Here is a 26,439-nt window from a genome sequence, read left to right as displayed (position 1 = left end):
CAGCGGTCTACAACAGCTTTGCTTGTGAAGTGCTTCAACCAATGATTTACTGCCTTCATGGCACTGAACGAAGCACCGGCACTGCGCTATGCCGCCCGCTCGGATGTCGGCGTCCGCCGTGAGGCGAACGAGGACTCGGGCTACGCGAGCGCGCGCCTGCTGGCCATAGCGGACGGCATGGGCGGTCACGCCGGCGGGGAGGTCGCCAGCTCCCTGGCCGTCACGGCCCTGGCGGCACTGGACGACAGTCTCCCGCAGGGTGGCGTCGATCTGGTGACCACCATCAAGAACACCGCGCGGGACGTCAACCACGCGCTGAGGGAGAGGAGCGAGCAGGACCCCACCCTGCGGGGGATGGGAACCACATTCACCGCCATGCTCTGGGACGGCGCCTCCTTCGCGCTGGCCCACGTCGGCGACTCCCGCGCCTACATGCTGCGCGAGGGCGCCCTCTACCAGATCACCCACGACCACACCCTGGTCCAGTCGCTGGTCGACGACGGGCGGATCACTCCGGAGCAGGCGGCCGAGCACCCACGCCGCTCCATGGTGCTACGGGTCCTTGAGGGCACCGGGGACGGCGAGCTCGACCTGTCGTTGCGCGAGGCCAAGGTCGGCGACCGCTACCTGCTGTGCTCGGACGGCCTGACCGCCGTGGTCGGCCCGGAGACCCTGTTCAACACGCTGACCGACATCGGCGACCCCGACGAGGCGGCCAGATGGCTCATCGACCTGGCCAACCGGGGTGGCGGGCCCGACAACATCACCTGTGTCGTGGCCGACTTCGGCGCCCACCCCGCCTCCGCGAACCGGTTCGTCGTCGGCGCCGCGGCGGAGCGAAGACTGTCCCTGTGACCGGTACGGCGGGCGGATCGGAGGCCGGCCCGCCGTACCGGACCTGGCACTACCAGGTCCTGCCGGTGATGCGCTCGTAGGCCTCGATGTAGCGGGCCCTGGTGATCTCGACGACCTCCTCGGGCACCTCGGGGGCGGGCCCCTTCTTGTCCCAGCCGCTGTTCGCCGCCCAGTCGCGGACGAACTGCTTGTCGTAGGAGAACTGCGGGCGTCCCGGCTCCCACTGGTCGGCGGGCCAGAACCGCGAGGAGTCCGAGGTGAGCACCTCGTCGCCGAGCACCAGCGTGCCCTCGGCGTCCCGGCCGAGCTCGATCTTCGTGTCCGCGATGATCACACCGCGCTCGCGTGCCAGCTCCGCGCCGCGCCGGTAGACCTCAAGGGTGATCCGGCGCAGCTCCTGCGCGGTCTCCGCGCCCTCCCGGGCCACCACCTCGTCGAAGGTGATGAACTCGTCGTGCTGCCCGAGCGGCGCCTTCGTGGTCGGCGTGAAGATCGGCTCGGGGAGCCTGGAGCCCTCGACCAGGCCGGGCGGCAGCTCGACCCCGGAGACCGCGCCGGTCGCCTGGTACTCCTTCAGGCCCGAGCCGGTGAGGTAACCCCTGGCGATGCACTCGACCTGCACCATCTCCAGCCGCCTGCACCGTACGGCCCGGCCCTCGAACTCGTCGGGCACCTCGGTGGCGGAGATGACGTGGTTGGGCACGACGTCGGCGAGCTGCTCGAACCACCACAGCGAGAGCTGGGTGAGGATCCTTCCCTTGTCGGGGATGGGCGTGGGCAGGATCACGTCGTAGACCGAGACCCGGTCGGAGGCGACCAGGATGATGTCGCCCCGGTCCTCGTAGACGTCGCGGACCTTCCCTGAGTGGAGAAGCTTCACTGTTCCCTAATCCCCTGAGATCGCTCGGCACGATGGCCGCGATGGCGGCACCGCCCGCTGGTTGACACGTGTCCGCCCGGCCCGGTGGGAGGCTGATCGGCACCAACAGCGTAGTCGCAGGGGTGAGAACCGGGGCGGCGGGCCTTGCGCGCCCCGGCCTCGGGGCCTCAGGCGGGCCGCGTGATCATGATGGCCAGCCCGACGAGGATCACGACGGGGATGAGCCACACGATCGCCTCGATGGCGAACTCCTTGTACACGACGGGCATCCCTTCGAGGGTGACGATCGTTGCGGGAACGCTGAGCACCGACGATAGCGCCTGCCCCGCGCCGCGACCAGAACCCTCGGAAGGCCGTCAGGAGGGGTCTCAGGAGGGAATCGCCGAGCCGACGACGACCGGTTCCTCGGAGCCGGGTCCCTCGACGACCTCGGCCACCACACAGGTGATGTTGTCCGGGCCGCCCGCCTCGCAGGCCAGGTCGATGAGCTGCCGCGTCACCTCGGAGAGGTCGTCGACCTCGGCCAGCACGTGGCGCAGCCGCTCGGCCTCGACGACCCCGGACAGGCCGTCCGAGCACAGCAGGTAGCGGTCGCCGACCTCGGCGTCCCGCAGCGACAGGTCGGGGTCGGCGTTGTCTCCGCCGTCGAGGACCTGCAGCAGGATCGACCGGTGCGGGTGCCTGGCGGCCTCCTCCGGGGTGATCCGGCCGTCGTCGAGCAGCGTCTGCACCAGGGTGTGGTCGTAGGTGATCTGGTAGAGGTCGCCGTTGCGCAGCAGGTAGGCGCGGGAGTCGCCGATGTGGGCCAGGGCCACCCGGGGGCCGTCCCAGAGCATCATCGTCAGCGTCGTGCCCATCCCGGTGAGGGACGGGTCCTGCTCGACGAGCTCGCGCAGGCGCTGGTTGGCCCTGCGTATCCCGGCCTCGGCCGCGGCCGCCAGGTCGGCGGAACACTCGTGGTCCAGGTAGGCGACCGCGGCGATCGCCGCCGAACTGGCGACCTCCCCGCCCACGTGGCCGCCCATGCCGTCGGCGACGGCGAGCAGCCGGGCGCCGGCGTACCCGGCGTCCTCGTTGCCCTGGCGGACACGGCCGACGTCGGAACCGGCTGCGTAGCGGAGCGTGATCATCTGCACACCACTGGAAGGTCGAGTTGCACGAGCGGGTCGCTTTCGGGCGGTGGAATCGGCACGGTCGAACCGAGATGTTCCACAATCCACTTAACACCATGGTGGCGCAAGCGGCCTGTGGAAGTGTCGTCACATCCTTTGGGGGTCACCGTGGCGCGTAAGCTGTTTCGGCTCCCCGCACACGTTGCCGGGAGCCCCACCACCCCGGACGGCGAGGAGCTGAGGAAATGACCGCGGTCACGCAGGAGGCGGGGCGGCGCCGTACGTTCGCGGTGATCAGCCACCCCGACGCGGGAAAGTCCACGATGACGGAGGCGCTCGCGCTGCACGCCTCGGCGATCAGTGAGGCCGGTGCCGTGCACGGCAAGGCCGGCAGGCGTGGCGTCACCTCCGACTGGATGGACATGGAGAAGGCCAGGGGCATCTCCATCACCTCGGCGGCCCTGCGGTTCGAGTACCGCGGCCACATGTTCAACCTGGTCGACACCCCGGGCCACGCCGACTTCTCCGAGGACACCTACCGGGTGCTGGCCGCCGTCGACTGCGCGGTCATGCTGCTCGACGCGGCCAAGGGCATGGAGCCGCAGACCCTGAAGCTGTTCGAGGTCTGCCGCCACCGGCGCATCCCGGTCATCACGTTCGTCAACAAGTGGGACCGTCCCGGCAGGGAGGCCCTTGAGCTGCTCGACGAGATCCAGGAGAAGACCGGCCTGCGGCCGACCCCGATCACCTGGCCGATCGGCACCGGTGGCTTCTTCCACGGGGTGATCGACCGCGTCGCCGAGCAGGCGGTCCGCTACACCCGGACCCCCGGTGGGGCGACCAAGGCCATCGAGACCCTGCTGACCCCCGAGCTGGCCACGGCCGAGCTCGGCGAGGACTGGGAGCGGGCCAGGGACGAGGCCGACCTGCTGTCGGCGATCGGCTCCGACCACGACCAGAAGGCCTTCGAGGCCCACGAGTCGACCCCGGTGCTGTTCGGCGCCGCGCTGAACAACTTCGGCGTCGGCCGCCTGCTCGACGCCATGGTGGACATCGCCCCGGCCCCGGCGCCCCGCCCTGACGTCAAGGACGACCCCCGCCCGCTCGACAAGCCGTTCTCCGGCCTGGTCTTCAAGGTGCAGGCCAACATGGACCCCTCGCACCGCGACCGGATCGCCTTCGTCCGGGTCTGCTCGGGGCGCTTCGAGCGCGGCATGGTGCTGACCCACGCGGCGACGGGCCGTCCCTTCGCGACCAAGTACGCCCAGTCGGTCTTCGGCCAGGAGCGCGCCACCATCGACGAGGCCTTCCCCGGCGACGTGGTCGGCCTGGTGAACGCCACCGCCCTGCGCCCGGGGGACACGCTCTACGACGGCGTCCCCGTGGAGTTCCCCAAGATCCCCAGCTTCGCGCCCGAGCACTTCTGGACCGCCCGGTGCCGTGATTCGAGCAGGGCCAAGCAGTTCCGCAAGGGCATCGACCAGATGGAGGCCGAGGGCGTCGTCCAGGTCCTGCGCTCCGACATCAGAGGAGACCAGTCGCCGGTGCTCGCCGCCGTCGGCCCGATGCAGTTCGACGTGGTCAAGCACCGCCTGGCGGGGGAGTTCAACACCGAGATCGTCATGGACAGGCTCGACTACAGCCTGGCCAGGATCACCGACGCCGAGTCCGCGCCCATCCTGGCCCGTCAGCGGGGTGTCGAGGTCCTCACCCGGGCGATCGACGGAGAGCTGCTCGCGCTGTTCAGCGACGAGTGGCGCATGCGCGGCGTGCTGCGCGACCACCCGAACCTCGTGCTCAAGGCCCTGCTCGCCGACACCCGGGGCTGAGCCGCCCTACGAGCCGCCGAAACGGCCCCGGGTCTCGATGGATCACATCGGGCGCGCCGGGGCCGCTGAAGGCCGCTGGAGGCGGGCGTAGGGGCCCTCTGTCGCGCCGCTTATCGGAGAATGGGCGACACTGTCCGCGCCTAGTGCGATATATCCCCACAAGACGGCCAAATGGGGCATCCTTATCGCCGGAGCGCCTGTCCACCGGGGGGGTAGGGCGGTGGCTCGCGTGCCGTGCGACGGCGGCCGTGTGACAGAGGGAAGCAGATGTTCGGAATCGTCCGTCCGTGCCGCCACGGGATGTGCAACGGGTTGTTCAAGGAGTGGATGGCGCACCTGTGCGGGCTCTGCCTGGCGCTGCGTGACGAGCACGGCCACCTCTCCCGGCTGGTCACCAACTACGACGGCCTGCTCGTCTCGGTGCTCACCGAGGCCCAGGCCGTCTCCTCCTCCCCGCACCGCAGGGCCGCGGCGTGCGCGCTGCGCGGCTTCAAGGGCGCCGACGTCGTCGAGGCCCAGCAGGGGGTACGGCTCGCGGCGGCGGTCTCGCTGATCCTGGCCGCGGGCAAGATCGGGGACCACGTCGCGGACGGGGACGGCGCCTACGCGCGCAGGCCGGTCGCGGCCGTCGCGGGCCGGGTCGCCACCCGCTGGTCCGCGGCGGGCTCGGGTACGGCCGTCGCGGTCGGCTTCGACCCCGAGGTCCTGGTCAGGGCGGTGGCGGAGCAGACCAGGCTGGAGGGCGTGCCGGGGCTGCGGCTGCTCGAACTGACCGCCCCGACCGAGGAGGCCGTCGCCGCCGCCTTCGGGCACACCGCCCTGCTCACCGGCAAGCCGCACAACCAGGAGGCGCTGCGGGAGGCGGGGCGCCACTTCGGCCGCCTGGCCCACCTGCTCGACGCGGTCGAGGACCTGACCGAGGACCGTGCCCGGGGCGCCTACAACCCGCTGATCGCCTCGGGGACCGGCCTGACCGAGGCCCGGCGCCACTGTGACGACGCGCTGCTCGGGCTGCGCCTCGCGGTCGCCGAACTCGACCTGGAACGGCGGACCCTGGTCAGGGCGCTGCTGGTCAGGGAGACCGCCCGCTCCGTCGAACGGACCTTCGCCCTGGCCGGGCAGCGGGGGAGACCGGGTCACAAGGACCCCAAGACCCCGCACCACGACCGGCCCCGCGACCCGCGGCTCAAGCCCGACCCCGGCGGCCTGCTGTCGATGATGTGCGCGGCGATGGCCTGCTGCACCTGTGGCCTGTACCGGCCCCCGTGGGATGAGGACCGGTACAAGTCATGCGGTGAGCGGTGCGACGCCAGCGGCTGCGACTGCTGCGGGAACTGCGGCGACTGCGGAAGCTGCTGTGACTGCTGTGGCGGCGACGGGTGCTGCGGCGACGGCTGCGGTTGCGACTGCGGCTGCTGACGGAGCGCTCAGGACTCCCCGGTCAGCCTGGCCGACCCCAGCGACGCGTTGGCGATGACCCTGGCCGCGGTCTGCGTCGAGGAACTCGTGGTCAGCTCGGTCAGGCTCGCCCTGTTGAGCGCGTAGACCACGAACTCGTAGGTGTTGACGGTCCTGGGCGAGCAGGGGCCCTGGTAGCCGTACAGGCTGGCGCTGCCGCGGTAGTAGACCTGCCTGGCCCCCGAGGGGACCGTGGGCCGGTAGGCGTGATCGACGTTCTGCGGGAGCGAGGTCACGCTCACCGGGATGTCGTAGATGACCCAGTGGATGAGGTTGTTGTTGTCGAGGTCGCGCATGACGAGCGCGTAGCTGCGCGCGGCGGTGGGCGCGCCCGCCCACGTCAGCGGCGGGGACTCGTTGTGCTGGCGCGGGTCGTTGCCGCCGCTGGTGCACTCGTGGACCTTCGGGATCGTCCCGCCCTCGGTGAAGGCGGCGCTGGTCAGGGCGAACGCGGCGTGGCCGGCCGTGTTCGCGCTCGACGGGGCGGCCGTGGCGACCGAGGAGGTGACGGTCAGTGCGGCGAGCAGGGCGTACGAGGCGGCTCGTTTGATGGTCACGGGGGGCTCCTGGAAGGTTGGGTCGTGGTGCTCCCGCCGGTGTCCTCTCGGATTCTCCGAGGTTTACCGATATTACTGACACAGCTTACAAATCACTGTTTTTCCCCGCCATCACCGTGTTGTCGCCTTTTTCCGTCTGGCGTCGTCTATGTCGTGAAAAGGCTGGTGAGGGTGGTGGACGATGAGCCCGCGGCCGGTTTTCCGGCGTCCCCCGCATCCCCGGGGCGGCCCGTGCACAGCCCCTCTCCCCGTACGGCCCCGCCAGGCCCTAGACCCGGCGCCAGTCGTGGCGTTCCAGGAAGGAACGGCCCCCCTCGGCGTACTCGACGAAGGCCTCCCGCACCGCGCCGATCTCCGGGACGTGCGTGCGGACCATCACGTCCCGCGCGCTGTCCTTGTACTCCAGCTCGTATCCGGTGATCTCCGGAGACGACTGGACGAAGTGCTCACCGAAGACGACCAGCGCCGTGAACGGGTTCTGCGGCGACATCGTGGCGACCGCGTCCCCGACGAGCCGCAGGTCGGGATCGACGACGATCATGCCGTCCCCGGTGCGCAGCTGCATGCCGGGATAGGCGCCCAGCGGGGCCAGGTTGTGCACCAGTCCGCGTTGCGGGTCGTAACAGACCAGCCCGCACTCACGGGCCAGGGCGAAGGCCTCGCCCGCGACCTCGTCGGAGCGTTCGAGGTCCACGGTGAGCAGGGCGTAAGCCGGGGAGTCGCCGAAGGACACGGCCTCGGGGAACGCGGCGGTGAACTCGGTCACCCCGGGATGAGGCCGTACGGCCCGGGTGTCGCCCTCGCGCAGCGCCCGCAGGACCTCGGCCGCGCGCTCGGCGGTGATCGGCTCGGGTTCGTGCCAGACGGCCAGTTCGAAACTCATGACCCCATCGTCTCGCGGACGACGGGGAGGGCGCTCAGGAGGCGGCCGTGGCTCCGGAGTCCTCCAGCACCGCCGTGCAGAACGCGCAGCGCCTGGCCGCGACGGGGATGTCGCTGAGGCACTCGGGGCACTTCTTCTCCGTCGACTCCTTGTTCCTGTCGAAGTAGGCGACGACCCTGCTCATCGGCAGCACGACCAGCCAGTAGACGACCGAGGCGATGATCAGGAAGCTCAGCAGCTGGTTGACGAAGTCGCCGTACATGAACTTGGCGCCGTTGACCGTGAAGACGTAGTCGGAGAAGTCCGGCTCGTTGCCGCCGGTGACCGCCGCGATCAGCGGGGTGATGAGGTCCTTGACCAGGGCCTGGACCAGGCCGCTGAACGTCGCGCCGATGACCACGGCCACGGCGAGCTCGACGAGGTTGCCCCTCATCAGGAACTTCTTGAATCCGGTCATTCCGTGCGTCCTCCACTCGTGTGGACGCCGAGCCTACCGCGAAGCCCGCCCCGGAGAGTAACTGAGCGATGACGTTCGCACGACCACGACTTTACGGTCCGGGTCCATGGTGGGTTACCATCTGCCGAATTCGTGAGCGAGGTGCCTGATGGACTTTCGTGTGCTGGGACCGGTCAGCGTGATCACCGGTGACGGGACGCCGCTGGACATCGGTCCCCACCAGCAGCGTGCGGTCCTGGCGCTGTGCATGCTGGCCGCGCCCAGGCCCGTCGGGGCGGCCACGATGATGGAGGAGCTCTGGGAGGGCGAGCCGCCGCCCAGGGCGCTCAACACCCTCCAGGCCTACGTCTCCAAGCTCCGCCGGGCTCTCGAACCCGGCAGGAGCCGTGCCACGCGGCCCACGGTCCTGGTCAGCAAGCCGGGCGGCTACGCCCTCGACATCCCGGCACGGGACCTCGACCTGACCAGGGTGCGGGGGTACGCGGCCGAGGGCAGGCGCCTGGCCGCCGCGGGCGAGCACGAGGCCGCGGCGGGACGGCTGCGGCTGGCACTGGCCGAGTGGCGCGGGGAGCCGCTGGCCGACTTCGCCGAGGCCTCGTGGGCCACGCGGGAGGCCGCCCACCTGGGCGAACAGCGGCTGACCCTGCAGGAGGACCTCGCCGAGTGCGAACTCGCGCTCGGCCTGGGGGCGGAGCTGACGGGCACCCTGACGCGGCTGGTCGCCGCCAACCCGTTCAGGGAACGCCTGCACGTGCTCGGCGCGCACGCCCTCTACCAGGCGGGACGGCAGGCCGACGCGCTCGCCGTGCTGGCCAGGGGACGCGACACACTGGCCGACGAGCTGGGCCTCGACCCCGACCCCCGCTCAAGGGAGATGGAACGGCGCATCCTCGCCCAGGACCCGTCCCTGACCCCCCGCGTCCAGGCCACACCGGCTCCGCCCCGGCCCGCGGAGGACCCTCGGGAGACCCGGCTCATCGGCAGGGACGCCGAGGCGGAGGTGCTCGACGCCGCGGTCACAGGCGGGCCGTACCGGGTGGTGCTGCTGGCCGGGGAGCCGGGCATCGGCAAGACGAGCCTGGCCGAACAGGCGGCGCGGACCGCGCGGGCCGAGGGGAACCGGGTGGTGTGGGGCCGTTGCTGGGACGGCACGGGAGCGCCGCCCTTCTGGCCCTGGACGCAGGCCGCGCAGGAGCTGACCGGCGGGCAGGGCGGCAAGGCCGGTCCCTCGGGAGGCGACCGCTTCGAGCTCTACGAGGCCTTCGCCGAGCTGTTCAACGAGCACGGCAGGGTCCTGGTCGTCCTCGACGACCTCCAGTGGGCCGACGCCTCCTCGCTGCGGCTGCTCGAATTCCTCGCCTCGACCCGGCTGTGCCCCAAGCTGACCGTGGTCGCCACCTACCGCGACACCGAGGTACGGCCCGGCGGCGCGCTCGAACACGCCCTGGCCGCCCTTGCGCGGCTGCCGTACGTGCGCAGGCTCCCGCTGCGGGGGCTCGGCGAGGCGGAGATCGGCGAGTACCTCGGGCGGGCCGGCGCCGACCCCGGGCTGGCCGGGGAGATGGGCAGGCTGACCGCGGGCAACCCGTTCTTCCTGGGGGAGGTCCTGCGGCTCGGGGAGACCCCGGCGGCGCTCTCCGACGTCGTGCGCGGCCGGATGACGGGCCTGCCTCCGGAGACGGAGGAGGTGCTGACCACCGCGGCGCTGCTCGGCGATCAGGTGGTCGCCGACGTCCTGACCCAGGTGACCGGGCTGTCCGTCGAGCGGGTGCTCGACATCGTGGACGCCGCCGTCGGCGCGGGGCTGCTGACCGAGGGGCGGGGACCCGCCTGCCGCTTCGTCCACGACATCGTCCGCGACGTGCTGCGCGAGGCGCTGCCCCCGCTGCGCCGCAGGCGCCTGCACGCCCGGATCGCCGAGGTGCTGGAGGCCCGTGGCGGGGCGCGCCTGACCGAGATCGCCCACCACTACCGGCAGAGTCTGCTCACCGCCGCCACGACCGGCAAGGCGATCGGCTACACCCGGCGCGCCGCGGCGCAGGCCACGGCGCAGTTCGCCCACGAGGACGCGGTGGAGAACCTGGAGCAGGCGATCACGCTGGTCGGCGCCCTGCCCAGGTCCGACGACGCGCTCCGCTGCGACCTGCTGCTCGACCTGGCCGAGGCGCAGGGCGCCGCCGGGATGAGCGTGGCGGCCCACGCCTCCCTTGAGGCGGCGGCGGAGATCGCCGAGGGACTCGGCGACGACAGCAGGCTGGCCAGGGCGGTGCTGGGGTTCACCGACCCGATCTCCCTGGCCATGTACGAGGAGACGACCGGCATCGACCGGCTCACCGAGCGGATCGAGCGGGTCCTGGCCTCCGGGCTGGCCGCCGACTCGCCCTGGCGGGCCCAGCTCCTGGCCGCCGCCGCGCTGACCGGCGCGACGACCAGGCCCGTCGAGGAGAGCACGCGGACCGCGCTGCAGGCCGTACGGCTGGCCCGCAGGCTCGGTGACGACAGGACGCTGGCCAGGACGTTGATCGTCCAGGAGCTGCTGTCCCGGACCGAACACGACCACGACCGCAGGCAGGCGGTCATCGACGAGATCACCGAGATCGGCCACCGCATCGGCGACCTGGCCGTCGAGTGGGTCGGCAGGGAGACCGCCTACGTCGAGCTGCTCGCCCAGGGCAGGACCGAACGGGCCCCCGAACTGCTGGCCTGGCTCACCGAGACGGCCGAACGCCTCAGGCTCCCCTCGATGGTGAGCCTGGCCGCCTGGCAGCGGGCCGTGCACGCCTGGCTGTGCGGGCACGCGGAGGCGGCCCTCACCGCGGCCGAGGAGTCCGCCGCCGCCTACCCGGAGGGGGCGCTGGGCAGGGACGACGCCGGGCTGCGGCGCGGGGTGTTCCGCTTCCTGACGCTGCGGGCGGACGGGGACGCGGCCGGGGCACTCGCCGTCGCCGACGAGATGCTCGCCCTGCGCCCGGGGCAGCGGCCCTGGCTCGCCCTGCGCTGCCTGGCCCTGATCGACCTGGGCGAGACCGAGCGGGCACGCGCCGTCTTCGCGGTCCTCGCCGAGGACGGCTTCGCGGCCGCCGGACCCGACCTGGCCTACCGGTTCGTCCCCGACGCCCTCAGCGAGGCCTGCGCCGCGCTGGGCGAGCGGGCGGCAGGACGTGTCCTGTACGGCCTGCTCGCCCCCAACGCGGGCAGGCTGCTCGGCTGGTCGGTGACGGACCTGTGCCTGGGGCGGCTGGCCCTGCTCGACGGCGACGTCCGGGGCGCCCACGACCACCTGGGGGCGGCGCGTGACCTGGTCACCCGCGCCCGGCTGACCCGCTACGAGCCCGCGCTGCGCGACCTGGAGGACAGGCTGGCCGAGCCGGTGGGGGAGGCGAGGACGGGCCGGTAGGCGGGCGGGCCCGCCGACGGGCCGCGAATCGCCGGGCGCGGTCCTGTCCTCCCGCCTGAGGGCCAGGAATACTCCCATGTCATGCCGGTTTCGCCGCGCCGAGGCTCACGCCGGGGCACCGCCACGCATGACAGGGGAAACATGGGGCATGTCTTCCCACCGCTGAAGGGCGGTGTGATGATCGAGATCTGGCCCGGTGACCCCTATCCCCTCGGGGCCACCTACGACGGCGCGGGGACAAACTTCGCGCTCTTCACCGAGGTCGCCGAGCGGGTCGAACTGTGCCTGTTCGACGAGGAGGACAACGAGACGCGGGTCCCCTTCACCGAGTGCGAGGGCTACGTCTGGCACGGCTACCTGCCGGGCGTCGGCCCGGGCCAGCGGTACGGCTACCGCGTGCACGGCCCCTACGACCCCGCCAGGGGCGTGCGCTGTAACCCCGCCAAGCTGCTGCTCGACCCCTACGCCAAGGCCATCGAGGGGGAGATGCGCTGGGACGAGGCCGTGTACGGCTACCGCTTCGGGGACCCCGACCTGCGCAACGACGCGGACTCGGCCCCGTTCGTCCCCCGGTCCATCGTGATCAACCCGTTCTTCGGGTGGGGACACGACCGGCCGCCCGCGACGCCGTACCACGACACGGTCATCTACGAGGCGCACGTCAAGGGCCTGACCGTGAACCACCCGAAGATCCCCGAGCGGATCCGGGGCACCTACGCGGCCATCGGCCACCCGGAGATCATCGACCATCTGACCTCCCTCGGCGTCACGGCGATCGAGCTGATGCCGGTCCACCAGTTCGTCACCGACCACGTCCTGGCCGAGCGTGGCCTGACGAACTACTGGGGTTACAACAGCATCGGGTTCTTCGCCCCGCACAACGCCTATTCGAGCACCGGGCAGCGCGGCGGGCAGGTGCTGGAGTTCAAGGCCATGGTCAAGGCGCTGCACGAGGCGAACATCGAGGTCATCCTCGACGTGGTCTACAACCACACCGCCGAGGGCAACCACCTGGGGCCGACGCTGAGCATGCGGGGGATCGACAACCCCGGCTACTACCGGCTGGTGGACGACGACAGGCGCTACTACATGGACACGACGGGGACCGGCAACAGCCTGTTCATGCGCTCCCCGCACGTCCTCCAGATGATCATGGACTCGCTGCGGTACTGGGTCATCGAGATGCACGTGGACGGCTTCAGGTTCGACCTGGCGGCCACCCTGGCCAGGGAACTGCACGAGGTCGACCGGCTGAGCGCCTTCTTCGACCTCGTCCAGCAGGACCCGGTGCTCTCGCAGGTCAAGCTGATCGCCGAACCCTGGGACGTCGGCCCGGGCGGCTACCAGGTGGGCAACTTCCCCGCCAGGTGGACCGAGTGGAACGGCATGTACCGCGACACGATCCGCGACCTGTGGCGCGGCGAGCCCGCCTCCCTGCCGGAGTTCGCCTCCCGGCTGACCGGCTCCAGCGACCTCTACCAGGACGACAGCCGCAGGCCCGCCGCCTCGATCAACTTCGTCACCTGCCACGACGGCTTCACCATGCAGGACCTCGTCTCCTACGACCGCAAGCACAACGAGGCCAACGGCGAGGACAACCGGGACGGCACCGACGACAACCGTTCGTGGAACTGCGGCACGGAGGGGCCCGCCTCGCTGGCGATCGAGTCGCTGCGCGAGCAGCAGAAACGCAACTTCCTGACGACGCTGTTCCTGTCCCAGGGCGTGCCGATGATCTCCCACGGTGACGAGCTCGGCCGTACCCAGCTGGGCAACAACAACGTCTACTGCCAGGACAACGAGCTGAGCTGGGTCGACTGGTCCGACGTCAGGGAGAACTGGCTGCTGCTGGAGTTCACCCGGCGCCTGGCCAGGCTCCGCGCCGGGCACCCCGTCTTCCGCAGGCGCCGCTTCTTCTACGGCCGCCCGGTACGGGGCTCCGGCGACAACCTCAGCGACATCGCCTGGTTCACCCCGAGAGGGGAACGGATGACCGACGCCGACTGGAACGTGGGCTACGCCAAGTCGCTGGCGGTCTTCCTGAACGGCGACGCGATCACCGAGCCGGACCGCAGGGGACGGCGGATCGTCGACGACTCGTTCCTGCTGCTGTTCAACGCCCACCACGACGTCATCGAGTTCACGATCCCCAAGGACCACGGCGACATGTGGGTGACGGAGATCGACACGGCGATGCCCATCATCGTCGACACCAGGGTCTGCAGAGCGGGTGAGGAGGTGCCGGTGACCGGCAGGTCGGTACGGGTGTTGCGGCGTGTCTGACGGGCGAAGGGAGAACGCGGGGCGGGACTTCGGACCGCCGCTGTCCACCTACCGGCTCCAGCTCACCCCCGACTTCGGCTTCGCCGAGGTCGCCGAGCTGGCCCCCTACCTGCGCGACCTGGGGGTGAGCCACGTCTACCTCTCCCCGATCCTGCAGGCGACCTCGCGCTCCCGCCACGGCTACGACGTGACCGACCACTCCCGGATCAGGGAGGAGTTCGGCGGCCTTGAGGGGCTGCGGGCGCTGTCGGAGCGGCTGACCGCGCACGGCCTGGGCGTCGTGGTCGACATCGTGCCCAACCACATGACGGTCCCGGTCCCCGAGTCGGGCAACCGGCAGCTGTGGTCGGTGCTCAGGGACGGCCCGGCCTCGCCGTACGCGCGGTGGTTCGACATCGACTGGGCGGGCGGCGGCGGCCGGGTGGACATGCCGGTCCTCGGCGATGAGGTCGAGCCGCACGCCGACGGCCCCGTGCTGCGCTACCACGACCACGAGTTCCCGCTGCCCGACACCCACTACCGGCTGGTCGACTGGCGTCGCGGCCCCGGCTACCGGCGCTTCTTCGACGTCTCCTCGCTGATCGGGCTGCGGGTCGAGGACGAGAAGGTCTTCGACGCCACCCACGAGGTGATCGTCGGGCTGGTCCGCGACGGGATCGTCCACGGGCTGCGGGTCGACCACCCGGACGGCCTGGCCGACCCGCGCGGCTACCTCGCCAGGCTCCGCGAGGCCTGCGGGGTGTGGACGGTCGCCGAGAAGATCCTGGTGGGGGAGGAACGGCTGCCCGCCGACTGGGACTGCGACGGCACGACCGGTTACGAGGTGCTCAACCGGATCACCGGCCTGTTCGTCGACCCGGCAGGGCAGGAGCCGCTGACCGACCTGTTCGTCGAGCGCACCGGCATGCCCCGCGAGTACGCCGCCGTGGTCGGCCGTGCGAAACGGGAGGTCATCGACCTGTTCCTGGGCGCCGAACTCGACCGGCTGCACGCGGTCGTCGGCTCCGACCGTACGGCGCTGGCCGAACTGCTCGTCGCGATGCCGGTCTACCGGGCCTACGCCGTGCCGGGTGAGCCGGTCCCCGAGCGGTCGGTGGCGATCGTCGAGGCGGCGGGGCGGGCCGCCGCCGCCAGGCTGCCCGAGGGCGCCCCGGTCGCCGAGGTCGTGGACAGGGTCCTGTACGGCCCCGCCGACGCCGTCGTCCGCTTCCAGCAGACCTGCGGCCCCGTGATGGCCAAGGGCGTCGAGGACACCGCGCTCTATCGGTGGTACCCGCTGGCCTGCCTGAACGAGGTCGGCGGCGAGCCCGACCGGTTCGGCGGAGACGTCGGGGACTTCCACGCCTTCTGCGGGGAGATGTCCCCGGGGACCATGACGACGTTGTCCACCCACGACACCAAACGCTCCGAGGACGTGCGGGCGCGGCTGGCCGTACTCTCCGAGATGCCGCAGGAGTGGGCGCGGGCGGTGGGGGAGTGGTCGGCGAAGGTCTCCTTCGACCCGGCGCTCGACTATCTCGCCTGGCAGAACCTGATGGCCGCCTGGCCGATCGAGCCGGGCAGGTTCTTCGACTACCTGCTCAAGGCGGCCCGCGAGGCCAAGACGGCGATCTCGTGGGCGGCCCCGGACCCCGCCTACGAGCGGGGCGTCCGTGACTTCGTCATGCGGGCCGTCGACGAGTGCGGCCCCTCGGTCGCCGAGTTCACCGCCATGATCGAGCCGTACGCCAGGTCCAACTCCCTCGGCCAGAAGCTCGTGCAGCTCATGCTGCCCGGCGTGCCCGACCTCTACTGGGGCAACGAGATCACCGACTTCTCGCTGGTCGATCCGGACAACCGCCGCCCGGTCGACTTCGCCCGCCGTCGCGCGCTGCTGGCCGTGACCGGGAGCGGGCCCAGGAGCGGCTCGTGGGACGAGGACAAGCTGCTGGTCACCACCCAGGCGCTGCGGCTGCGCAAACGCCTCGACCCGGCGCTGCCGTACCTGCCGGTCGAGACGGGGGAGCACGCCGTCGCCTTCGCCCGGGGGGACAGGGCGGTGGCGGTCGCGACCCGGCTGCCGGTCGGCCTGGCCGCGCGCGGCGGCTGGGGCGGTGAGACGATCACCCTGCCGCACGGCAGATGGCTCGACCTGCTGTCCGGCGCCCGCCACACCGGGCGTGTCCCGCTGGCCCACCTGCTTTCCGTCTTCCCGGTCGCGCTTCTTGAGAGGGAGTAGCCCGTGTTCGAGGTCTGGGCGCCGCAGGCGTCCTCGGTGGACGTGGAGATCGACGGAGTGCGCCACCCGATGGCCCTGGGCGCGGGCGGCTGGTGGTCTGCCCGGGTGCCGGGCGCGGGCCACGGCACCGACTACCGCTTCAGCCTCGACGGCGGTCCCGGGCTGCCCGACCCGAGGTCACGCAGGCAGCCGGAGGGGATCTTCGGGCCGAGCCGGGTCTACGAGCACGACAGGTTCGCGTGGAACGACGACCTGTGGCGCGGGCGCGCCCTGCCCGGTTCGGTGATCTACGAGCTGCACGTCGGGGCCTTCACCCCGGAGGGGACCTTCGACGCGGCGATCGACAGGCTCCCGCACCTGGCCGAACTCGGCGTCGACTTCGTCGAGGTCATGCCGGTCCCTCCGGTGCCCGGCACGCGCAACTGGGGCTACGACGGGGTCGACCTGTGGGCCGTGACCGAGAACTACGGCGGCCCCGACGGGTTCAAGCGCTTCGTCGACGCCTGCCACCGGCGGGGACTCGGGGTGATCCTGGACGTCGTTCACAACCACCTGGGGCCCTCGGGCAACTTCCTGGCCCCCTTCGGCCCCTACTTCAACCCCTCGGCCGCCTCCTTCTGGGGGCAGGCGGTCAACCTGGACGGCCCCGGCTCCGACGAGGTGCGCCGCTACTTCGTGGGCAACGCCCTGCAGTGGCTGCGCGACTACCACGTGGACGGCCTGCGCCTGGACGCCGTGCACGCCCTGCACGACTCCCGGGCCGTGCACCTGCTTGAGGAGATGGCCGTCGAGGTCGAGGCCCTCTCCACGGCCGTCGGCAGGCCGCTGACGCTGATCGCCGAGTCCGACCTCAACGACCCCCGGCTGATGACCCCCCGCGAGGCGGGAGGGTACGGCCTGGCCGCGGCCTGGAACGACGACGTCCACCACGCGCTACACGTGGCGGTCACCGGGGAACGGCACGGCTACTACGCCGACTTCGCCGGTGCCGAAGCCGGAGCCGGGGCCGGAGCCGCCGGGGCCGTGGTTGGGGCCGAAGCCAGGGCCGTAGCCGGGGTCACGGCCGGAGACACCAGCGGAAGCACGGGCGGAGACGCCACCGGGGTCACAGCCGGAGACGCCACCGGTGGCGTCACGGCGACGTTGGCCAAGGTGCTGACCTCGGGTTACTACCACGACGGCACCTACTCCTCCTTCAGGGGCCGCTCCCACGGCCGCCCGGCCGGGCACGTGCCCGCCCACCGCTTCGTCTGCTCGGCGCAGAACCACGACCAGATCGGCAACCGCGCTACGGGCGACCGGATGCCGCCGGAGGCGCTGCGGCTGGCCGCCGGGCTGCTGCTGACCTCCCCGTTCACCCCGATGCTGTTCATGGGCGAGGAGTGGGGGGCCCGCACCCCGTTCCTGTTCTTCACCGACCACGTCGAGCCTCAGCTGCGCGAGGGCGAGGGGGAACGGCGGCGCCGGGAGTTCGTCGGCCACGGCTACGACGACTGGGCGGACAAGGCCCCCGACCCCGGCGAGGAGCTGACGTTCCTGCGCTCCAAACTCGACTGGAGCGAACTCGACGACGACGCCCACCGGGCCCATCTCGACTGGTACCGGGCCCTGATCGCGCTGCGCCGTGCCCACCCCGAGCTGACCGACCCCCGGCTCGACCGGACCGCCGTCTCCCACGGCGACGACTGGCTTCTCGTACGGCGCGGCGCCCTGCGGATCGCGGCCAACCTCGGCCCCGTCCCCCTCACCCTGCCGACCGGCCCCGGCCACATCCTCCTGGCCCTCGACCCGACCACCACCCTGACCGGCCCGGACCTGTTCCTGCCCGCCCGATCGCTGGCTGTACTCCAGTCGTCCGGGGCTGAGTGACCCTGCGGCCGACATCTGACATCAACGGCTCTCACCTGGAAGGTGCGTCATCACCGTCATCGCGCACGACGATCCGATCGGCCGTGACCTCAGCGACTACCTGATCCACGCGGACCTTTCCGAGCGCGTGGACGGCTGGCGCGAACAGCTGTGGACCCGCCGAGTGGCCCCGGACCGGTTCGAGATCACGTGTCTGCCGTTTTTCACCTACGGCATCTGCCATCGCGACGTCGTGACCATCGACGACCGGCACCTGGTGTCGGCCGTGGTCGAGAAGTCGGGTCACAGCACTTTGCGGGCCGCCCTGGTCCGGCAGCACCCTCACCGTGACCGGTTCCACGAGCTTCTTCATGGCGAAGCGGTGACCGCTGGGCTGGCTCACGAGTGGTTGCAGGGCACCTACCTCTCCGTCGATCTCCCTCCAGGCACCGACCCGGGCCCTCTGGTGAAGACCCTCGCCGGTCTGGAGGAAGAGGGCGCACTCATCTGGGAGATCGATTCCTAGGGCCGGGCACGTTTGGTGTCCGATGGTCGCGGGAGGCAGAGTGGGGTCATGGCCGCGTACGAGACGATGGCGTTTCATCTGGAGACCGAGCGGTTGACGATGCGGCCGTGGGCCGAGTCGGACGCCGGCGAGCTTCGGGACCTGCATGCCGAACGTGGCAAGGGGACGCCCACGATTGAGCACGTCCGGGCGATCATCGCGAAGCAGCTCACCGCGACGGCGGCCACGGGGATCGCGCTGCTGCCCGTCCGGCGCCGGGTGGAAGGCGACTTCATCGGCTACTGCGGGCTGATCGTCGGTCGTTGCACCGTCGAGGAGCCCGAGATCGCGTATGAGCTGTTCCAGCGTGTGCACGGGCGCGGGTACGCGACCGAGGCGGCCCGCGCGGTGCTCGACGCGGCGGTGGCGACCGGGCGGAAACGGCTCTGGTCGACCGTCGGCTCGTGGAACACGCCCTCGCTCCGCGTCCTGGAGAAACTCGGGTTCGAGCGGGACCGCCTGTCCACGGAGGAAAACGGTGAGGTGGTGTGGCTCACCCGCTCACTGCCGTGACATTGAGCGCGCTCAGGCGTCGGCCTTCAGATGGCCGATGAACGAACGCCACTGGGCGGGGGTGAGGGTCAGTGTCGGGCCGGTGGGGTTCTTGCTGTCTCTGATGGCTGTCAGACCGTTGAGGTGGGCGACTTCGACGCAGTCGCCGCCGTCGCTGCCGGAGAGGCTGGATTTACGCCAGGTGTTCATGATGGTTTCCTCTCCGGCGGGCGACGAGGGTGAATCAGAGGGCGTCGAACGTGCCGTTCTTCACGCCCTTCACGAAAGATTCCCAGCCGGAGGCGGTGAAGGCCAGTGCCGGACCGGTGATGTTCTTGCTGTCGCGAACGCCGATGTGTCCTCCGCCGAGACGGGCGACTTCGACGCAGTTACCGCCGTCGCTGCCAGAGAGAGAGGATTTGCGCCAGGCCGCAGAAACGAGTTCCCTGGTCAGGCTGTCCATCGCCGCATCATCTCCTTGATCGCGTTCAGCGACTCGCGCCGCGACATGGCGTCGGCGCGAATCGCGTCGTGCTTGAATCGTAGACGTTCGACCTCCTTTACTCGATCGTTCACTCGCCCTTCGGTGCCCTGTGATTCCACGTAGACCATGTCCGCGGCCGCACCGGAAAGCTCGGCGACCACAAAGCTGCCCAGCAGTCCCACAACGTTGTAGGCGCTGTGCGGGAGAATCTGGATGGAGATGTGCCCCTCCTCTGCCACTTCCAGCAGGTGGGCGATCTGGGCCGCCATGATCTCGGGGCTGCCCACGGGCCGGGCCAGCACGCCCTCGTCCAGCACCACCCAGAAGCGCGGCGGGTCGGGCCGGGCGAAGATGTTCTGCCGGTCGAGCCGGGCTCGCACCAGCTCCTCGGTCCGCTCCTTCGAGACCCCCGGCTCACCGCTCAGCTGCGCCCGAGCGTAGCCCTCCACCTGGAGCAGTCCGGGAACGATCAGTGGCTCCCATGCCCGCAGCGTCTGCGCCTCGCGCTCGACCTCGATCCAGGGGCGGAACCACTCGGGTGACTGGGCGGCCATGCTGTCGAACATGTCGTAGAGCTCGATGAGCCGTCCTTCGAGGCGCATGGCCGCGTCCACGGCCACGGTGAAGGGCCTCGTGGGCTTCCTGTGCCCCTGCTCGACCATGCTGATCTGGCTCTCCGACCACCCAATTATGTCGGCAAGTCGCAATTGGGTGATTCCTTTGCCGGTGCGAATTCTGCGGAGTTCTTGGGCGAAGTAGGTTCGCGGCGACTTCGAGGAGTCGTATTCCTGGGAGACGTCCATGGGTAATCCTTTACATCCTCATGGGCCGGGTCGCCAGTACTTCACAAGAAGTGTGTGGGAACCGTGCGCCATTACAGGCTGCTCTGTGGCCGTCGTGTCTGGGATTCTCGGTGACGAGCCGAAGCGGCACCCTAGGCGCGGACGAGGGGATGGTGAACATGAGGGAACACTCACGACGACGCGGGTGCGGAAATCGGTATTCCGCAGCTCACGGCATTCGGGGCGGACTTTCCTCCCGGGTGGGTACCGTCAACTTCACAACTCCCTGTGGAGGTGCGGAAGTCAATCAGAAAAGGGGTATTAAGGGTATTGGTATGGTAATGAAGATGGTTGTTTCGGTGATAAGCGCGAACACTCGCCATCTGGGAAATAGCCGACCGAAGTCCCTTTTGCCTGTTATTGCAGGGTTTCCCGCCATCCGCGTACCGGCCGCTTCTCCAACAGGACGGACCCGGGAGGTCCAGATCATGCATGGCATCCCCACGGCCCAGGTGATCCCGGGCTGGCGGTTGATCATCAGTGACGCGGGCCGCTTCTGGGCCTTCCGCGCCCACGTCTTCCCCCGCACCGCCGTACGGGCCGGGGCCCAGTCGGCCGTGGACGCCGACACCTTCGACGAGGTCCGGGCGGCCGTGGCCGAGCAGGAGGAGATCGCCAAGGGGGTGGCGTCGTGACCGGACGGCACCGTGCGGGCCTGCCGTACGCCCCGGTGTATAGGCGGGTCTGGGACGGCCCGGCACGGGCGCAGGCCGAGCGGATCGACCAGGCCTGGGCGGGCTGGACGGTGCTCTACAGCCTGGGTCGCCGCCGCTTCTACGCCGTGGCCGCCTGGGACGGCCCTCGTCCGGTGATCGTTGAGGACTCCACGGGTGAGGGGCTGGAGGAACGGATGCGGGAGGCGGAGATGATCAGGGCGATTCGTTCGACGCCCGCGTCTCGGCTCTCCCCGGCACCGGTTCGGCGCAGAAGGGGTGGCGGCTCCGGTCGCCCGCCCTCCGGGTCGCGGAACGAGGAGACCGGCGGAGAACGACGCTCACCAGACGAGAAAACGGCACCCGCCGGGGTACGGCCTTCGCCGGGTGGTGTCGGAGGGCGGCGTCCGCCGGGTGGGAGGGCGGCGTGACGTCGGATACCGCGCGTCAGAGCTGCGACGCCGTACAGCGGGCTCACCCTGACTGGCTGGTGTTCCACAACTCGGCGACCGGCCTGTGGAGCGCCTACCGAAGCGTCCTGTCCGGCAGGCCCCGCTCCGGGGACGTGCTGCTGGTGCGGGCCGGGTCGGCCGAGGAACTGGACCGCGAACTGGCCGCCCAGTCGTCCCCGGCGGTGCCGCCGAGTATCCGGGCCGTCGCCGTCGCCCGCGCCCTCCGGAGCGCCCGGTTCAGGCAGCCCGCCCGGACCTCCCCAGCCGTATGCCCTGGTCAGGCCGACGTGTCTGGTCGGTCTACGGCGCTGCGCAGACTTCTGCGCTCGTGAAGCCGGTACGGCGGGCGGTGGACATTCATCCCACCCGCCGCCCTGCCGTACCTCCTCAGCGTGCGGCTCAGGTGGGAGGGGCCTGGGCCGCACCCCCTCACCTCATGAATGCGCGGCTCGGGCGGGAGGGGTCCGGGCCGTGCGTCCCTTCATGAACGTGCGGTTCGGACGGGGGGCTGGGCCGTGCGTCCCTCCGTGAACGTGCGGCTCAGATAGGAGGGACCTGGGCCGCACACCCTCGCAGGACGGCTCTCACGCGCGCCGAGCGTGCTGGGGAAGAGGGAGTCGTCTGGCGCACCGGCCTCATGTGGGGCCGGTCCTCCTCCAGGGTGCCCGGCCGTCGTGCTCCCCGGCTCGGGGCCGGGCACCCGCCCCGGAACGCTCCCGGAATGTTCTCGGAACGCCCTCGGAACGACTCCCGGGAGACCTTCGGCACACCCCGGAACGACTCCCGGAACCAGGGACGACCATGACCGAGTACGAACGCCGGTTGATCGACCTCCTCACCAGCGCCCACCCCGGCTGGCGGTACGAACACCTCCACCTGCCCGGCCTGCCCCGATGGTGGGCCATCCGCTACAAGCCGCTCCGGCCCGACCAGCGCGCGGCCGGAGCCAGGGACGTGCTCGGCCGTACCACCCTCCACCGGCTGGCCGGCGCGCTGGCCCACCACGACGAGATCCTCCACCGCAGCCGCCACTGACCCTTCTGGAGCCCTCCATGTCCCCACTCAAGGCCGTCGCCCCGGACGGCACCTTCACCACCGGCCCGGACACCACCGACAGGCTCCTCACCCCCGGTGAGGTGGCCCGGATCTTCGGCGTCGACCCAAAGACCGTCAACCGCTGGGCGCTGACCGGCCGCATCCCCTCGGTGCGAACCCCCAGCAGGCAGCGCCGTTACCGCGAGAGCGACATCAGGGCCCTCCTCGACGCCGGCTGAACTCATGTCGCCGGTAAAAGTGCTCATTCGGTGAGCACTTTGGCTGACAGGATCGATCTCACAAGCCACCGAGCGGAAGGCAGCAGGACATGCTTCGCGGACTCACCACCATCAGCTTCTACGCGCACGACGTCGCCGCCGCCCGTGACTGGTACGCCGAGCTTCTCGGGATGGAGGCCTACTTCCAGCGGCCCGAGCAGGGCGATCCGGTCTATGTGGAGTTCCGGGTGGGTGACTACCAGCACGAGCTGGGCGTCATCGACGCGCGCTTCGCCCCGCAGGGCTGGAGCGCCGAGAGCGGCGGGGCGATCGTCTACTGGGCGGTGGACGATCTGGAGGCGGCCTGGGAGCGGCTGCTGGAGATGGGGGCCGTCCCGTTCGACAAGCCGACCGAGCGCGGCCCCGGGTTCGTCACCGCCTCGGTGCGCGACCCGTTCGGCAACATCCTCGGCATCATGATCAACAACCACTACATGAACGTGCTCGCGAGCCGGAAGGGCTGACCACGATGACCGAGAACGCCCTGATCCTGGACGATGCCGCCGCCTGGAAGGCCTGGCTGGCCGAGCACCACGACAGCGCCCGCGACGTCTGGCTGATGATCGCCAAGAAGAACGGCAACGCCACCACCGTCACTCTGGACGAGGCCCTGGACGAGGCGTTGTGCCACGGATGGATCGACAGCCACCGCAGGGCGTTCGACGGCGACTACTACCTGCAGCGTTACTCACCGCGCGCGCGCCGCAGCCCCTGGTCGGAGATCAACGTCGCCAAGGCCGAGGCGCTGACGGCCGAGGGCCGGATGCGCCCGGCGGGCCACGCCGCGATCGAGGCCGCCAAGGCCACCGGCCGCTGGCCCGAGACCCGCTGACGGTCACGCCGCCATGGGGGTGAGCAGGGCCGAAAGGCGGCGCAGGCCGCGGGCCGTGCGAGCCTTGACGGTGCCGAGCGGAACGCTCAGCCGTTCGGCGATCTCCCGCTGGGTGAGGTCGCCGTAGTAGGCCAGCTCGATGGCCTGGCGCTGCGGGGCGGGCAGTTCGGCCAGCGCCCGCCGTACCTCGTCGCGTTCGGCCAGGGCCTCCCCGTGGGCCCTGCCGTCCTGACCCGCGGGGTCGGCGACCGCGTCGAGCGGGACCGTCCGCAACGTGCGCACCCGCAGGTGGTCGACCGCCCGGTTGTGCGCGATGCCGAGCAGCCAGGCGGGAAGGCTGCGGGCCGGGTCGAAGCGGTGCCGTGACCGCCAGACCTCGGTGAACACGACCTGCTGGAGGTCCTCGACGTCCTGGAAGGCGACGAAGCGCCGCAGGTAGGAGCGCACGAGCGAGCCGTGTGTGTGGAGGCACTCGGCCAGGGCCGCGTCGTCACCCTCGGCGAACCGGACGTTCAGGGTGTCTGTCATGGTGCCCCCCTTGCCGAAAAAAGCTACTCAAAACTTATTCATACTCTCCGGCGTGCATGAAGGCAAGCGACTCGCGCAGGTCAGCGCAGTGCGGCGTGGACGCCGGTGAGCGCCTCGGTGAAGGAGGAGACCCGCAGAACCGAGGCGGGCAACCCCTCCCGCCAGCCCTCGCCGCCCACGATGAGGCGGCTCGGCGGGCGCAGCGGAGGCAGCGAGGCGAGCGGCGCGGGATCCCCTGTCTCGGGGATCTGGGACCAGACGAAGACCACCGCAGGGCCGAGACGACGCATCGCGTCCCCCAGCGCCGGGTACGGCGTCCGCGCGCCGAGCACCCGCGTCTGGACGCCCTCCAGGGACAGCGCGGCGGCCAGCGCGTGGACCGGCATGCTGTGCAGCTCGTTCTCCGCGCAGGCCAGCAGCACGGGACGGTCGTTGACCGGCAGGGCGGGGGGACGGCCTATCCGGGTCAGCGCGCCGAGCAGCCGTTCGGAGAACAGGTGCTCGATCTCGATGCCCGCTCCGGTCTCCGCCTGACGCCTGCAGATGGCCTCGAAGACCGGCAGCACCAGGGTGTGCCAGGTCCACTCGACGCCGTGCCTGGCCAGCGCCGCGTCGATCCAGTCGGAGACACCCCCGCTGTCCAGCGCGGTCGCGGCCCGTGCCAGCATCGCCACCGTCGGGATCGCGGCCTCCCCTTCCGAACCCGAGCCCGAACCTGAGCCAGGGACCGAGCCCGAACCCGAGGCAGGGACAGGGACCGGCGCGGGCTCCGGCGTCTGGAGGGGCAGGGCGCCGGGCCGCAGGACCCGCCTGGCGGCGTCGGCCGCCGGAACCCCCTGCCTGATCAGCCGGTTCATCTCCTCAAGGCGGCGCAGATCGGCGGAGTCGTAGCGGCGGTGCCCACCGGGGCTGCGGCGGCTCGGGCCGAGGCCGTAGCGCAGATTCCAGGTGCGCAGGGTCGGGGCGGGCACCCCGAGCCTGCGGGCGACGGCCCCGATGCCATATCCCGGCTCCTGCTCGTCCGTCACCGTCTCACCCCATTCACGGGCCCCTCCCGTACGGTCTACAGCCTGCCAGTCTCGTCCCCCTGACGATCCCTTCGGACACCCGGCCCCGGCCGGATGCAACCACGCGGAGCGCGGGCACGAAGGTCCCCGTGTGACCGAGACCGTCATCGTCCTCTTCACCCGTGACCTGCGGGTCCATGACCATCCGGCGCTGACCGAGGCGTGCGCGGGGGCGCGCCGGGTGGTGCCGCTGTTCGTGCTCGACCCCGCCGTCCGGCCGTACGGCAGGGCGGCCTTCCTCGCCGAGAGCCTGGCCGACCTGCGCCGGTCCCTGCGCGAACGAGGGGGCGACCTGTTGGTCCGCCGGGGCGACACGGTCACCGAGACGATGCGTCTGGCCCGTCAGGTCGGTGCCCGGGCCGTGCATGTCAGCGAGGACGTCAGTGTCCTGGCCTCGCGCAGGCAGCGGAGGCTCGCCGAGGAGTGCGAGCGCGCGCGGACGGCCTTCCTGACCTTCCCCGGTGTCACGATCGTGCCTCCCGGCGCCCTGCGGCCCTCCGGCGGCGGTGACCACTACCGGGTGTTCACGCCCTACTGGCGGGTCTGGGCGGAGCACGGCCGCAGGCGGCTGCTGGACGCCCCGCGCGAGGTCGTCCTGCCCGAGGGACTCGACGCCGGCACCCTGCCCGAGCCCGGCCCCGGAGGGCCTTTCCCCGGCGGTGAGCGGGCCGCCAGGGAGCGGATGAACACCTGGCTCAGGTACGACGCGGAGAACTACGCCGACAGGCGCGACGACCTCGCGGGCGACCGTACCTCACGGCTCAGCCCCTACCTGCGTTTCGGCTGCCTGTCGCCCCTTGAGCTCGAATCACGGCGGCCCGGTGACGACCTCGTCAGACAGCTCTGCTGGCGCGACTTCTTCCACCAGGTCACGCGGGCCTTCCCGGGCATCACGCGGGACGACTACCGGCCGCGCGGACACCGTTGGCGCCACGACGAGGAGGCCGCGCGGGCCTGGCGGGAGGGCAGGACCGGTGTGCCGATCGTGGACGCGGGCATGCGGCAGCTGCTCGCCGAGGGCTGGATGCACGGCCGCGCCCGGATGGTCACCGCGTCCTTCCTGGTCAGGAGGCTGGGCGTGGACTGGAGGGTGGGCGCGGAGCACTTCTTCTCGCTGCTGCTCGACGGGGACGTGCCCGACAACTACGGCAACTGGCAGTGGGTCGCGGGGACGGGCAACGACACCAGGCCCAACCGGGTCGTCAACCCGCTGAGGCAGGCGAGACGGTTCGACCCGACGGGGGAGTACGTCCGTCGTCACGTGCCCGAGCTGCGGGCCGTACCGGACAGGGCGGTTCACCGGCCCTGGCGCCTGCCCGGCGGGGTCGAGGGCTACCCGCCACCCCTGGTGACCATGGAGTGAGGTCGCGGGCCGTGTTTCGGCCCTGACCGCAAGTGTTGATATGTCGGGAGCGGAACAATTCGCCTGTGCCG

At 70.9% G+C, this 26,439-nt stretch carries 27 protein-coding genes; 17 read left to right on the top strand and 10 right to left on the bottom strand.

Annotated elements, in window-relative coordinates; all coding sequences use genetic code 11:
- Positions 1-57 precede the first annotated feature (57 nt).
- On the top strand, positions 58-855 hold the full coding sequence (locus ACFOYY_RS26895) for a PP2C family protein-serine/threonine phosphatase (protein WP_386193133.1): 798 nt from the start codon (positions 58-60) through the stop codon (positions 853-855).
- Positions 856-904: 49 nt separating this feature from the next.
- On the opposite strand, the gene ACFOYY_RS26890 is transcribed toward ACFOYY_RS26895, so the two are convergent.
- Together ACFOYY_RS26890 and ACFOYY_RS26885 are read right to left on the bottom strand one after the other, a co-directional pair.
- The gene (locus ACFOYY_RS26890; protein ID WP_352009730.1) at positions 905-1,735 is read right to left on the bottom strand and encodes a phosphoribosylaminoimidazolesuccinocarboxamide synthase; all 831 of its coding nucleotides are present in this window, start codon (positions 1,733-1,735) and stop codon (positions 905-907) included.
- 368 nt (positions 1,736-2,103) lie between these two features.
- Entirely contained in the window at positions 2,104-2,865 is a 762-nt protein-coding gene (locus ACFOYY_RS26885) for a PP2C family protein-serine/threonine phosphatase (protein WP_352009729.1), read from the bottom strand.
- 227 nt (positions 2,866-3,092) lie between these two features.
- Between ACFOYY_RS26885 and ACFOYY_RS26880 the strand changes: the two genes are divergently transcribed.
- Both ACFOYY_RS26880 and ACFOYY_RS26875 read left to right on the top strand, forming a co-directional pair.
- Entirely contained in the window at positions 3,093-4,676 is a 1,584-nt protein-coding gene (locus tag ACFOYY_RS26880) for a peptide chain release factor 3 (protein WP_352009728.1), read from the top strand.
- A gap of 267 nt (positions 4,677-4,943) precedes the next feature.
- Positions 4,944-6,095 carry a DUF5685 family protein gene (locus ACFOYY_RS26875; RefSeq protein ID WP_386193129.1) on the top strand — a complete coding sequence of 384 codons (1,152 nt, stop codon included), beginning with the start codon at positions 4,944-4,946 and terminating at the stop codon, positions 6,093-6,095.
- An 8-nt stretch (positions 6,096-6,103) separates the two neighbouring features.
- On the opposite strand, the gene ACFOYY_RS26870 is transcribed toward ACFOYY_RS26875, so the two are convergent.
- From ACFOYY_RS26870 to mscL, 3 genes are all read right to left on the bottom strand, one after another.
- Positions 6,104-6,691, bottom strand: a complete 588-nt coding sequence (locus ACFOYY_RS26870) for a YbhB/YbcL family Raf kinase inhibitor-like protein (protein WP_386193126.1) — start codon at positions 6,689-6,691, stop codon at positions 6,104-6,106.
- Between the two features lie 268 nt (positions 6,692-6,959).
- A complete protein-coding gene (locus tag ACFOYY_RS26865; protein ID WP_352009725.1) occupies positions 6,960-7,574 on the bottom strand; it encodes a hypothetical protein in 615 nt (204 codons plus the stop codon).
- A 34-nt stretch (positions 7,575-7,608) separates the two neighbouring features.
- On the bottom strand, positions 7,609-8,031 hold the full coding sequence (gene mscL, locus ACFOYY_RS26860) for a large conductance mechanosensitive channel protein MscL (RefSeq protein ID WP_352009724.1): 423 nt from the start codon (positions 8,029-8,031) through the stop codon (positions 7,609-7,611).
- A 148-nt stretch (positions 8,032-8,179) separates the two neighbouring features.
- Between mscL and ACFOYY_RS26855 the strand changes: the two genes are divergently transcribed.
- From ACFOYY_RS26855 to ACFOYY_RS26830, 6 genes are all read left to right on the top strand, one after another.
- Positions 8,180-11,428, top strand: a complete 3,249-nt coding sequence (locus ACFOYY_RS26855; protein WP_386193123.1) for a BTAD domain-containing putative transcriptional regulator — start codon at positions 8,180-8,182, stop codon at positions 11,426-11,428.
- Between the two features lie 177 nt (positions 11,429-11,605).
- Entirely contained in the window at positions 11,606-13,711 is a 2,106-nt protein-coding gene (glgX, locus tag ACFOYY_RS26850; protein WP_352010166.1) for a glycogen debranching protein GlgX, read from the top strand.
- Positions 13,704-15,929: a malto-oligosyltrehalose synthase gene (gene treY, locus ACFOYY_RS26845; RefSeq protein ID WP_386193119.1), complete on the top strand. Its 2,226-nt coding sequence runs from the start codon at positions 13,704-13,706 to the stop codon at positions 15,927-15,929. Before glgX ends, treY begins: the two co-directional genes overlap by 8 nt.
- Positions 15,930-15,932: 3 nt before the next feature.
- The gene (locus ACFOYY_RS26840; protein ID WP_386193117.1) at positions 15,933-17,798 is read left to right on the top strand and encodes a malto-oligosyltrehalose trehalohydrolase; all 1,866 of its coding nucleotides are present in this window, start codon (positions 15,933-15,935) and stop codon (positions 17,796-17,798) included.
- 127 nt (positions 17,799-17,925) lie between these two features.
- Positions 17,926-18,303, top strand: a complete 378-nt coding sequence (locus ACFOYY_RS26835; RefSeq protein ID WP_386193115.1) for a DUF4265 domain-containing protein — start codon at positions 17,926-17,928, stop codon at positions 18,301-18,303.
- 48 nt (positions 18,304-18,351) lie between these two features.
- Positions 18,352-18,855 carry a GNAT family N-acetyltransferase gene (locus tag ACFOYY_RS26830; RefSeq protein WP_386193112.1) on the top strand — a complete coding sequence of 168 codons (504 nt, stop codon included), beginning with the start codon at positions 18,352-18,354 and terminating at the stop codon, positions 18,853-18,855.
- Between the two features lie 12 nt (positions 18,856-18,867).
- Here the strand turns inward: ACFOYY_RS26830 and ACFOYY_RS26825 are convergent, their stop codons facing one another.
- From ACFOYY_RS26825 to ACFOYY_RS26815, 3 genes are read right to left on the bottom strand one after another with little or no spacing between them, the layout of a single operon-like run.
- The gene (locus tag ACFOYY_RS26825) at positions 18,868-19,044 is read right to left on the bottom strand and encodes a DUF397 domain-containing protein (protein WP_352009716.1); all 177 of its coding nucleotides are present in this window, start codon (positions 19,042-19,044) and stop codon (positions 18,868-18,870) included.
- A gap of 34 nt (positions 19,045-19,078) precedes the next feature.
- Entirely contained in the window at positions 19,079-19,297 is a 219-nt protein-coding gene (locus ACFOYY_RS26820; RefSeq protein ID WP_352009715.1) for a DUF397 domain-containing protein, read from the bottom strand.
- Positions 19,285-20,121 (bottom strand): helix-turn-helix domain-containing protein, encoded by an 837-nt coding sequence (locus ACFOYY_RS26815; protein ID WP_352009714.1) that lies wholly within the window; start codon positions 20,119-20,121, stop codon positions 19,285-19,287. The genes ACFOYY_RS26820 and ACFOYY_RS26815 overlap by 13 nt, the downstream gene beginning before the upstream one ends.
- A 467-nt stretch (positions 20,122-20,588) precedes the next feature.
- On the opposite strand from ACFOYY_RS26815, the gene ACFOYY_RS26810 reads away from it, so the two are divergent.
- The 7 genes from ACFOYY_RS26810 (at position 20,589) to ACFOYY_RS26780 (ending at position 23,410) form a co-directional block, all read left to right on the top strand.
- Positions 20,589-20,795, top strand: a complete 207-nt coding sequence (locus ACFOYY_RS26810; protein WP_386193108.1) for a hypothetical protein — start codon at positions 20,589-20,591, stop codon at positions 20,793-20,795.
- Positions 20,792-21,244, top strand: a complete 453-nt coding sequence (locus ACFOYY_RS26805) for a hypothetical protein (protein WP_386193105.1) — start codon at positions 20,792-20,794, stop codon at positions 21,242-21,244. The genes ACFOYY_RS26810 and ACFOYY_RS26805 overlap by 4 nt, the downstream gene beginning before the upstream one ends.
- Positions 21,241-21,597 carry a hypothetical protein gene (locus ACFOYY_RS26800; protein WP_386193103.1) on the top strand — a complete coding sequence of 119 codons (357 nt, stop codon included), beginning with the start codon at positions 21,241-21,243 and terminating at the stop codon, positions 21,595-21,597. The genes ACFOYY_RS26805 and ACFOYY_RS26800 overlap by 4 nt, the downstream gene beginning before the upstream one ends.
- Positions 21,598-22,066: 469 nt before the next feature.
- Positions 22,067-22,300 carry a hypothetical protein gene (locus tag ACFOYY_RS26795; RefSeq protein WP_386193100.1) on the top strand — a complete coding sequence of 78 codons (234 nt, stop codon included), beginning with the start codon at positions 22,067-22,069 and terminating at the stop codon, positions 22,298-22,300.
- A 17-nt stretch (positions 22,301-22,317) separates the two neighbouring features.
- A complete protein-coding gene (locus ACFOYY_RS26790; protein WP_352009708.1) occupies positions 22,318-22,539 on the top strand; it encodes a BldC family transcriptional regulator in 222 nt (73 codons plus the stop codon).
- 89 nt (positions 22,540-22,628) lie between these two features.
- The gene (locus ACFOYY_RS26785; RefSeq protein ID WP_386193097.1) at positions 22,629-23,042 is read left to right on the top strand and encodes a VOC family protein; all 414 of its coding nucleotides are present in this window, start codon (positions 22,629-22,631) and stop codon (positions 23,040-23,042) included.
- Between the two features lie 5 nt (positions 23,043-23,047).
- Positions 23,048-23,410 (top strand): YdeI/OmpD-associated family protein, encoded by a 363-nt coding sequence (locus ACFOYY_RS26780; RefSeq protein WP_362777169.1) that lies wholly within the window; start codon positions 23,048-23,050, stop codon positions 23,408-23,410.
- A 3-nt stretch (positions 23,411-23,413) separates the two neighbouring features.
- Here ACFOYY_RS26780 and ACFOYY_RS26775 read toward each other — a convergent pair whose 3' ends face one another.
- Entirely contained in the window at positions 23,414-23,938 is a 525-nt protein-coding gene (locus ACFOYY_RS26775) for an RNA polymerase sigma factor (protein ID WP_352009705.1), read from the bottom strand.
- Between the two features lie 80 nt (positions 23,939-24,018).
- A complete protein-coding gene (locus ACFOYY_RS26770; protein WP_386193093.1) occupies positions 24,019-24,966 on the bottom strand; it encodes a MerR family transcriptional regulator in 948 nt (315 codons plus the stop codon).
- Between the two features lie 130 nt (positions 24,967-25,096).
- On the opposite strand from ACFOYY_RS26770, the gene ACFOYY_RS26765 reads away from it, so the two are divergent.
- Positions 25,097-26,368 (top strand): cryptochrome/photolyase family protein, encoded by a 1,272-nt coding sequence (locus ACFOYY_RS26765; RefSeq protein ID WP_386193090.1) that lies wholly within the window; start codon positions 25,097-25,099, stop codon positions 26,366-26,368.
- The last annotated feature ends 71 nt before the right edge of the window (positions 26,369-26,439 follow it).

Origin of the sequence: Streptosporangium jomthongense (assembly GCF_042650425.1) — a bacterium.
In the GTDB taxonomy this organism is placed as follows: domain Bacteria; phylum Actinomycetota; class Actinomycetes; order Streptosporangiales; family Streptosporangiaceae; genus Streptosporangium.
This window is presented reverse-complemented; position numbering and strand designations above follow the sequence as displayed.

Excerpts from the sequence above, each read along its gene's own strand:
- ACFOYY_RS26895 (WP_386193133.1), top strand. The coding sequence starts at position 58 with ATGGCACTGAACGAAGCACCGGCACTGCGCTATGCCGCCCGCTCGGAT.
- ACFOYY_RS26885 (WP_352009729.1), bottom strand. The coding sequence starts at position 2,865 with ATGATCACGCTCCGCTACGCAGCCGGTTCCGACGTCGGCCGTGTCCGC.
- ACFOYY_RS26880 (WP_352009728.1), top strand. The coding sequence starts at position 3,093 with ATGACCGCGGTCACGCAGGAGGCGGGGCGGCGCCGTACGTTCGCGGTG.
- ACFOYY_RS26875 (WP_386193129.1), top strand. The coding sequence starts at position 4,944 with ATGTTCGGAATCGTCCGTCCGTGCCGCCACGGGATGTGCAACGGGTTG.
- ACFOYY_RS26865 (WP_352009725.1), bottom strand. The coding sequence starts at position 7,574 with ATGAGTTTCGAACTGGCCGTCTGGCACGAACCCGAGCCGATCACCGCC.
- mscL (WP_352009724.1), bottom strand. The coding sequence starts at position 8,031 with ATGACCGGATTCAAGAAGTTCCTGATGAGGGGCAACCTCGTCGAGCTC.
- ACFOYY_RS26855 (WP_386193123.1), top strand. The coding sequence starts at position 8,180 with ATGGACTTTCGTGTGCTGGGACCGGTCAGCGTGATCACCGGTGACGGG.
- glgX (WP_352010166.1), top strand. The coding sequence starts at position 11,606 with ATGATCGAGATCTGGCCCGGTGACCCCTATCCCCTCGGGGCCACCTAC.
- ACFOYY_RS26830 (WP_386193112.1), top strand. The coding sequence starts at position 18,352 with ATGGCCGCGTACGAGACGATGGCGTTTCATCTGGAGACCGAGCGGTTG.
- ACFOYY_RS26825 (WP_352009716.1), bottom strand. The coding sequence starts at position 19,044 with ATGAACACCTGGCGTAAATCCAGCCTCTCCGGCAGCGACGGCGGCGAC.
- ACFOYY_RS26820 (WP_352009715.1), bottom strand. The coding sequence starts at position 19,297 with ATGGACAGCCTGACCAGGGAACTCGTTTCTGCGGCCTGGCGCAAATCC.
- ACFOYY_RS26815 (WP_352009714.1), bottom strand. The coding sequence starts at position 20,121 with ATGGACGTCTCCCAGGAATACGACTCCTCGAAGTCGCCGCGAACCTAC.
- ACFOYY_RS26810 (WP_386193108.1), top strand. The coding sequence starts at position 20,589 with ATGCATGGCATCCCCACGGCCCAGGTGATCCCGGGCTGGCGGTTGATC.
- ACFOYY_RS26795 (WP_386193100.1), top strand. The coding sequence starts at position 22,067 with ATGACCGAGTACGAACGCCGGTTGATCGACCTCCTCACCAGCGCCCAC.
- ACFOYY_RS26790 (WP_352009708.1), top strand. The coding sequence starts at position 22,318 with ATGTCCCCACTCAAGGCCGTCGCCCCGGACGGCACCTTCACCACCGGC.
- ACFOYY_RS26785 (WP_386193097.1), top strand. The coding sequence starts at position 22,629 with ATGCTTCGCGGACTCACCACCATCAGCTTCTACGCGCACGACGTCGCC.
- ACFOYY_RS26780 (WP_362777169.1), top strand. The coding sequence starts at position 23,048 with ATGACCGAGAACGCCCTGATCCTGGACGATGCCGCCGCCTGGAAGGCC.
- ACFOYY_RS26775 (WP_352009705.1), bottom strand. The coding sequence starts at position 23,938 with ATGACAGACACCCTGAACGTCCGGTTCGCCGAGGGTGACGACGCGGCC.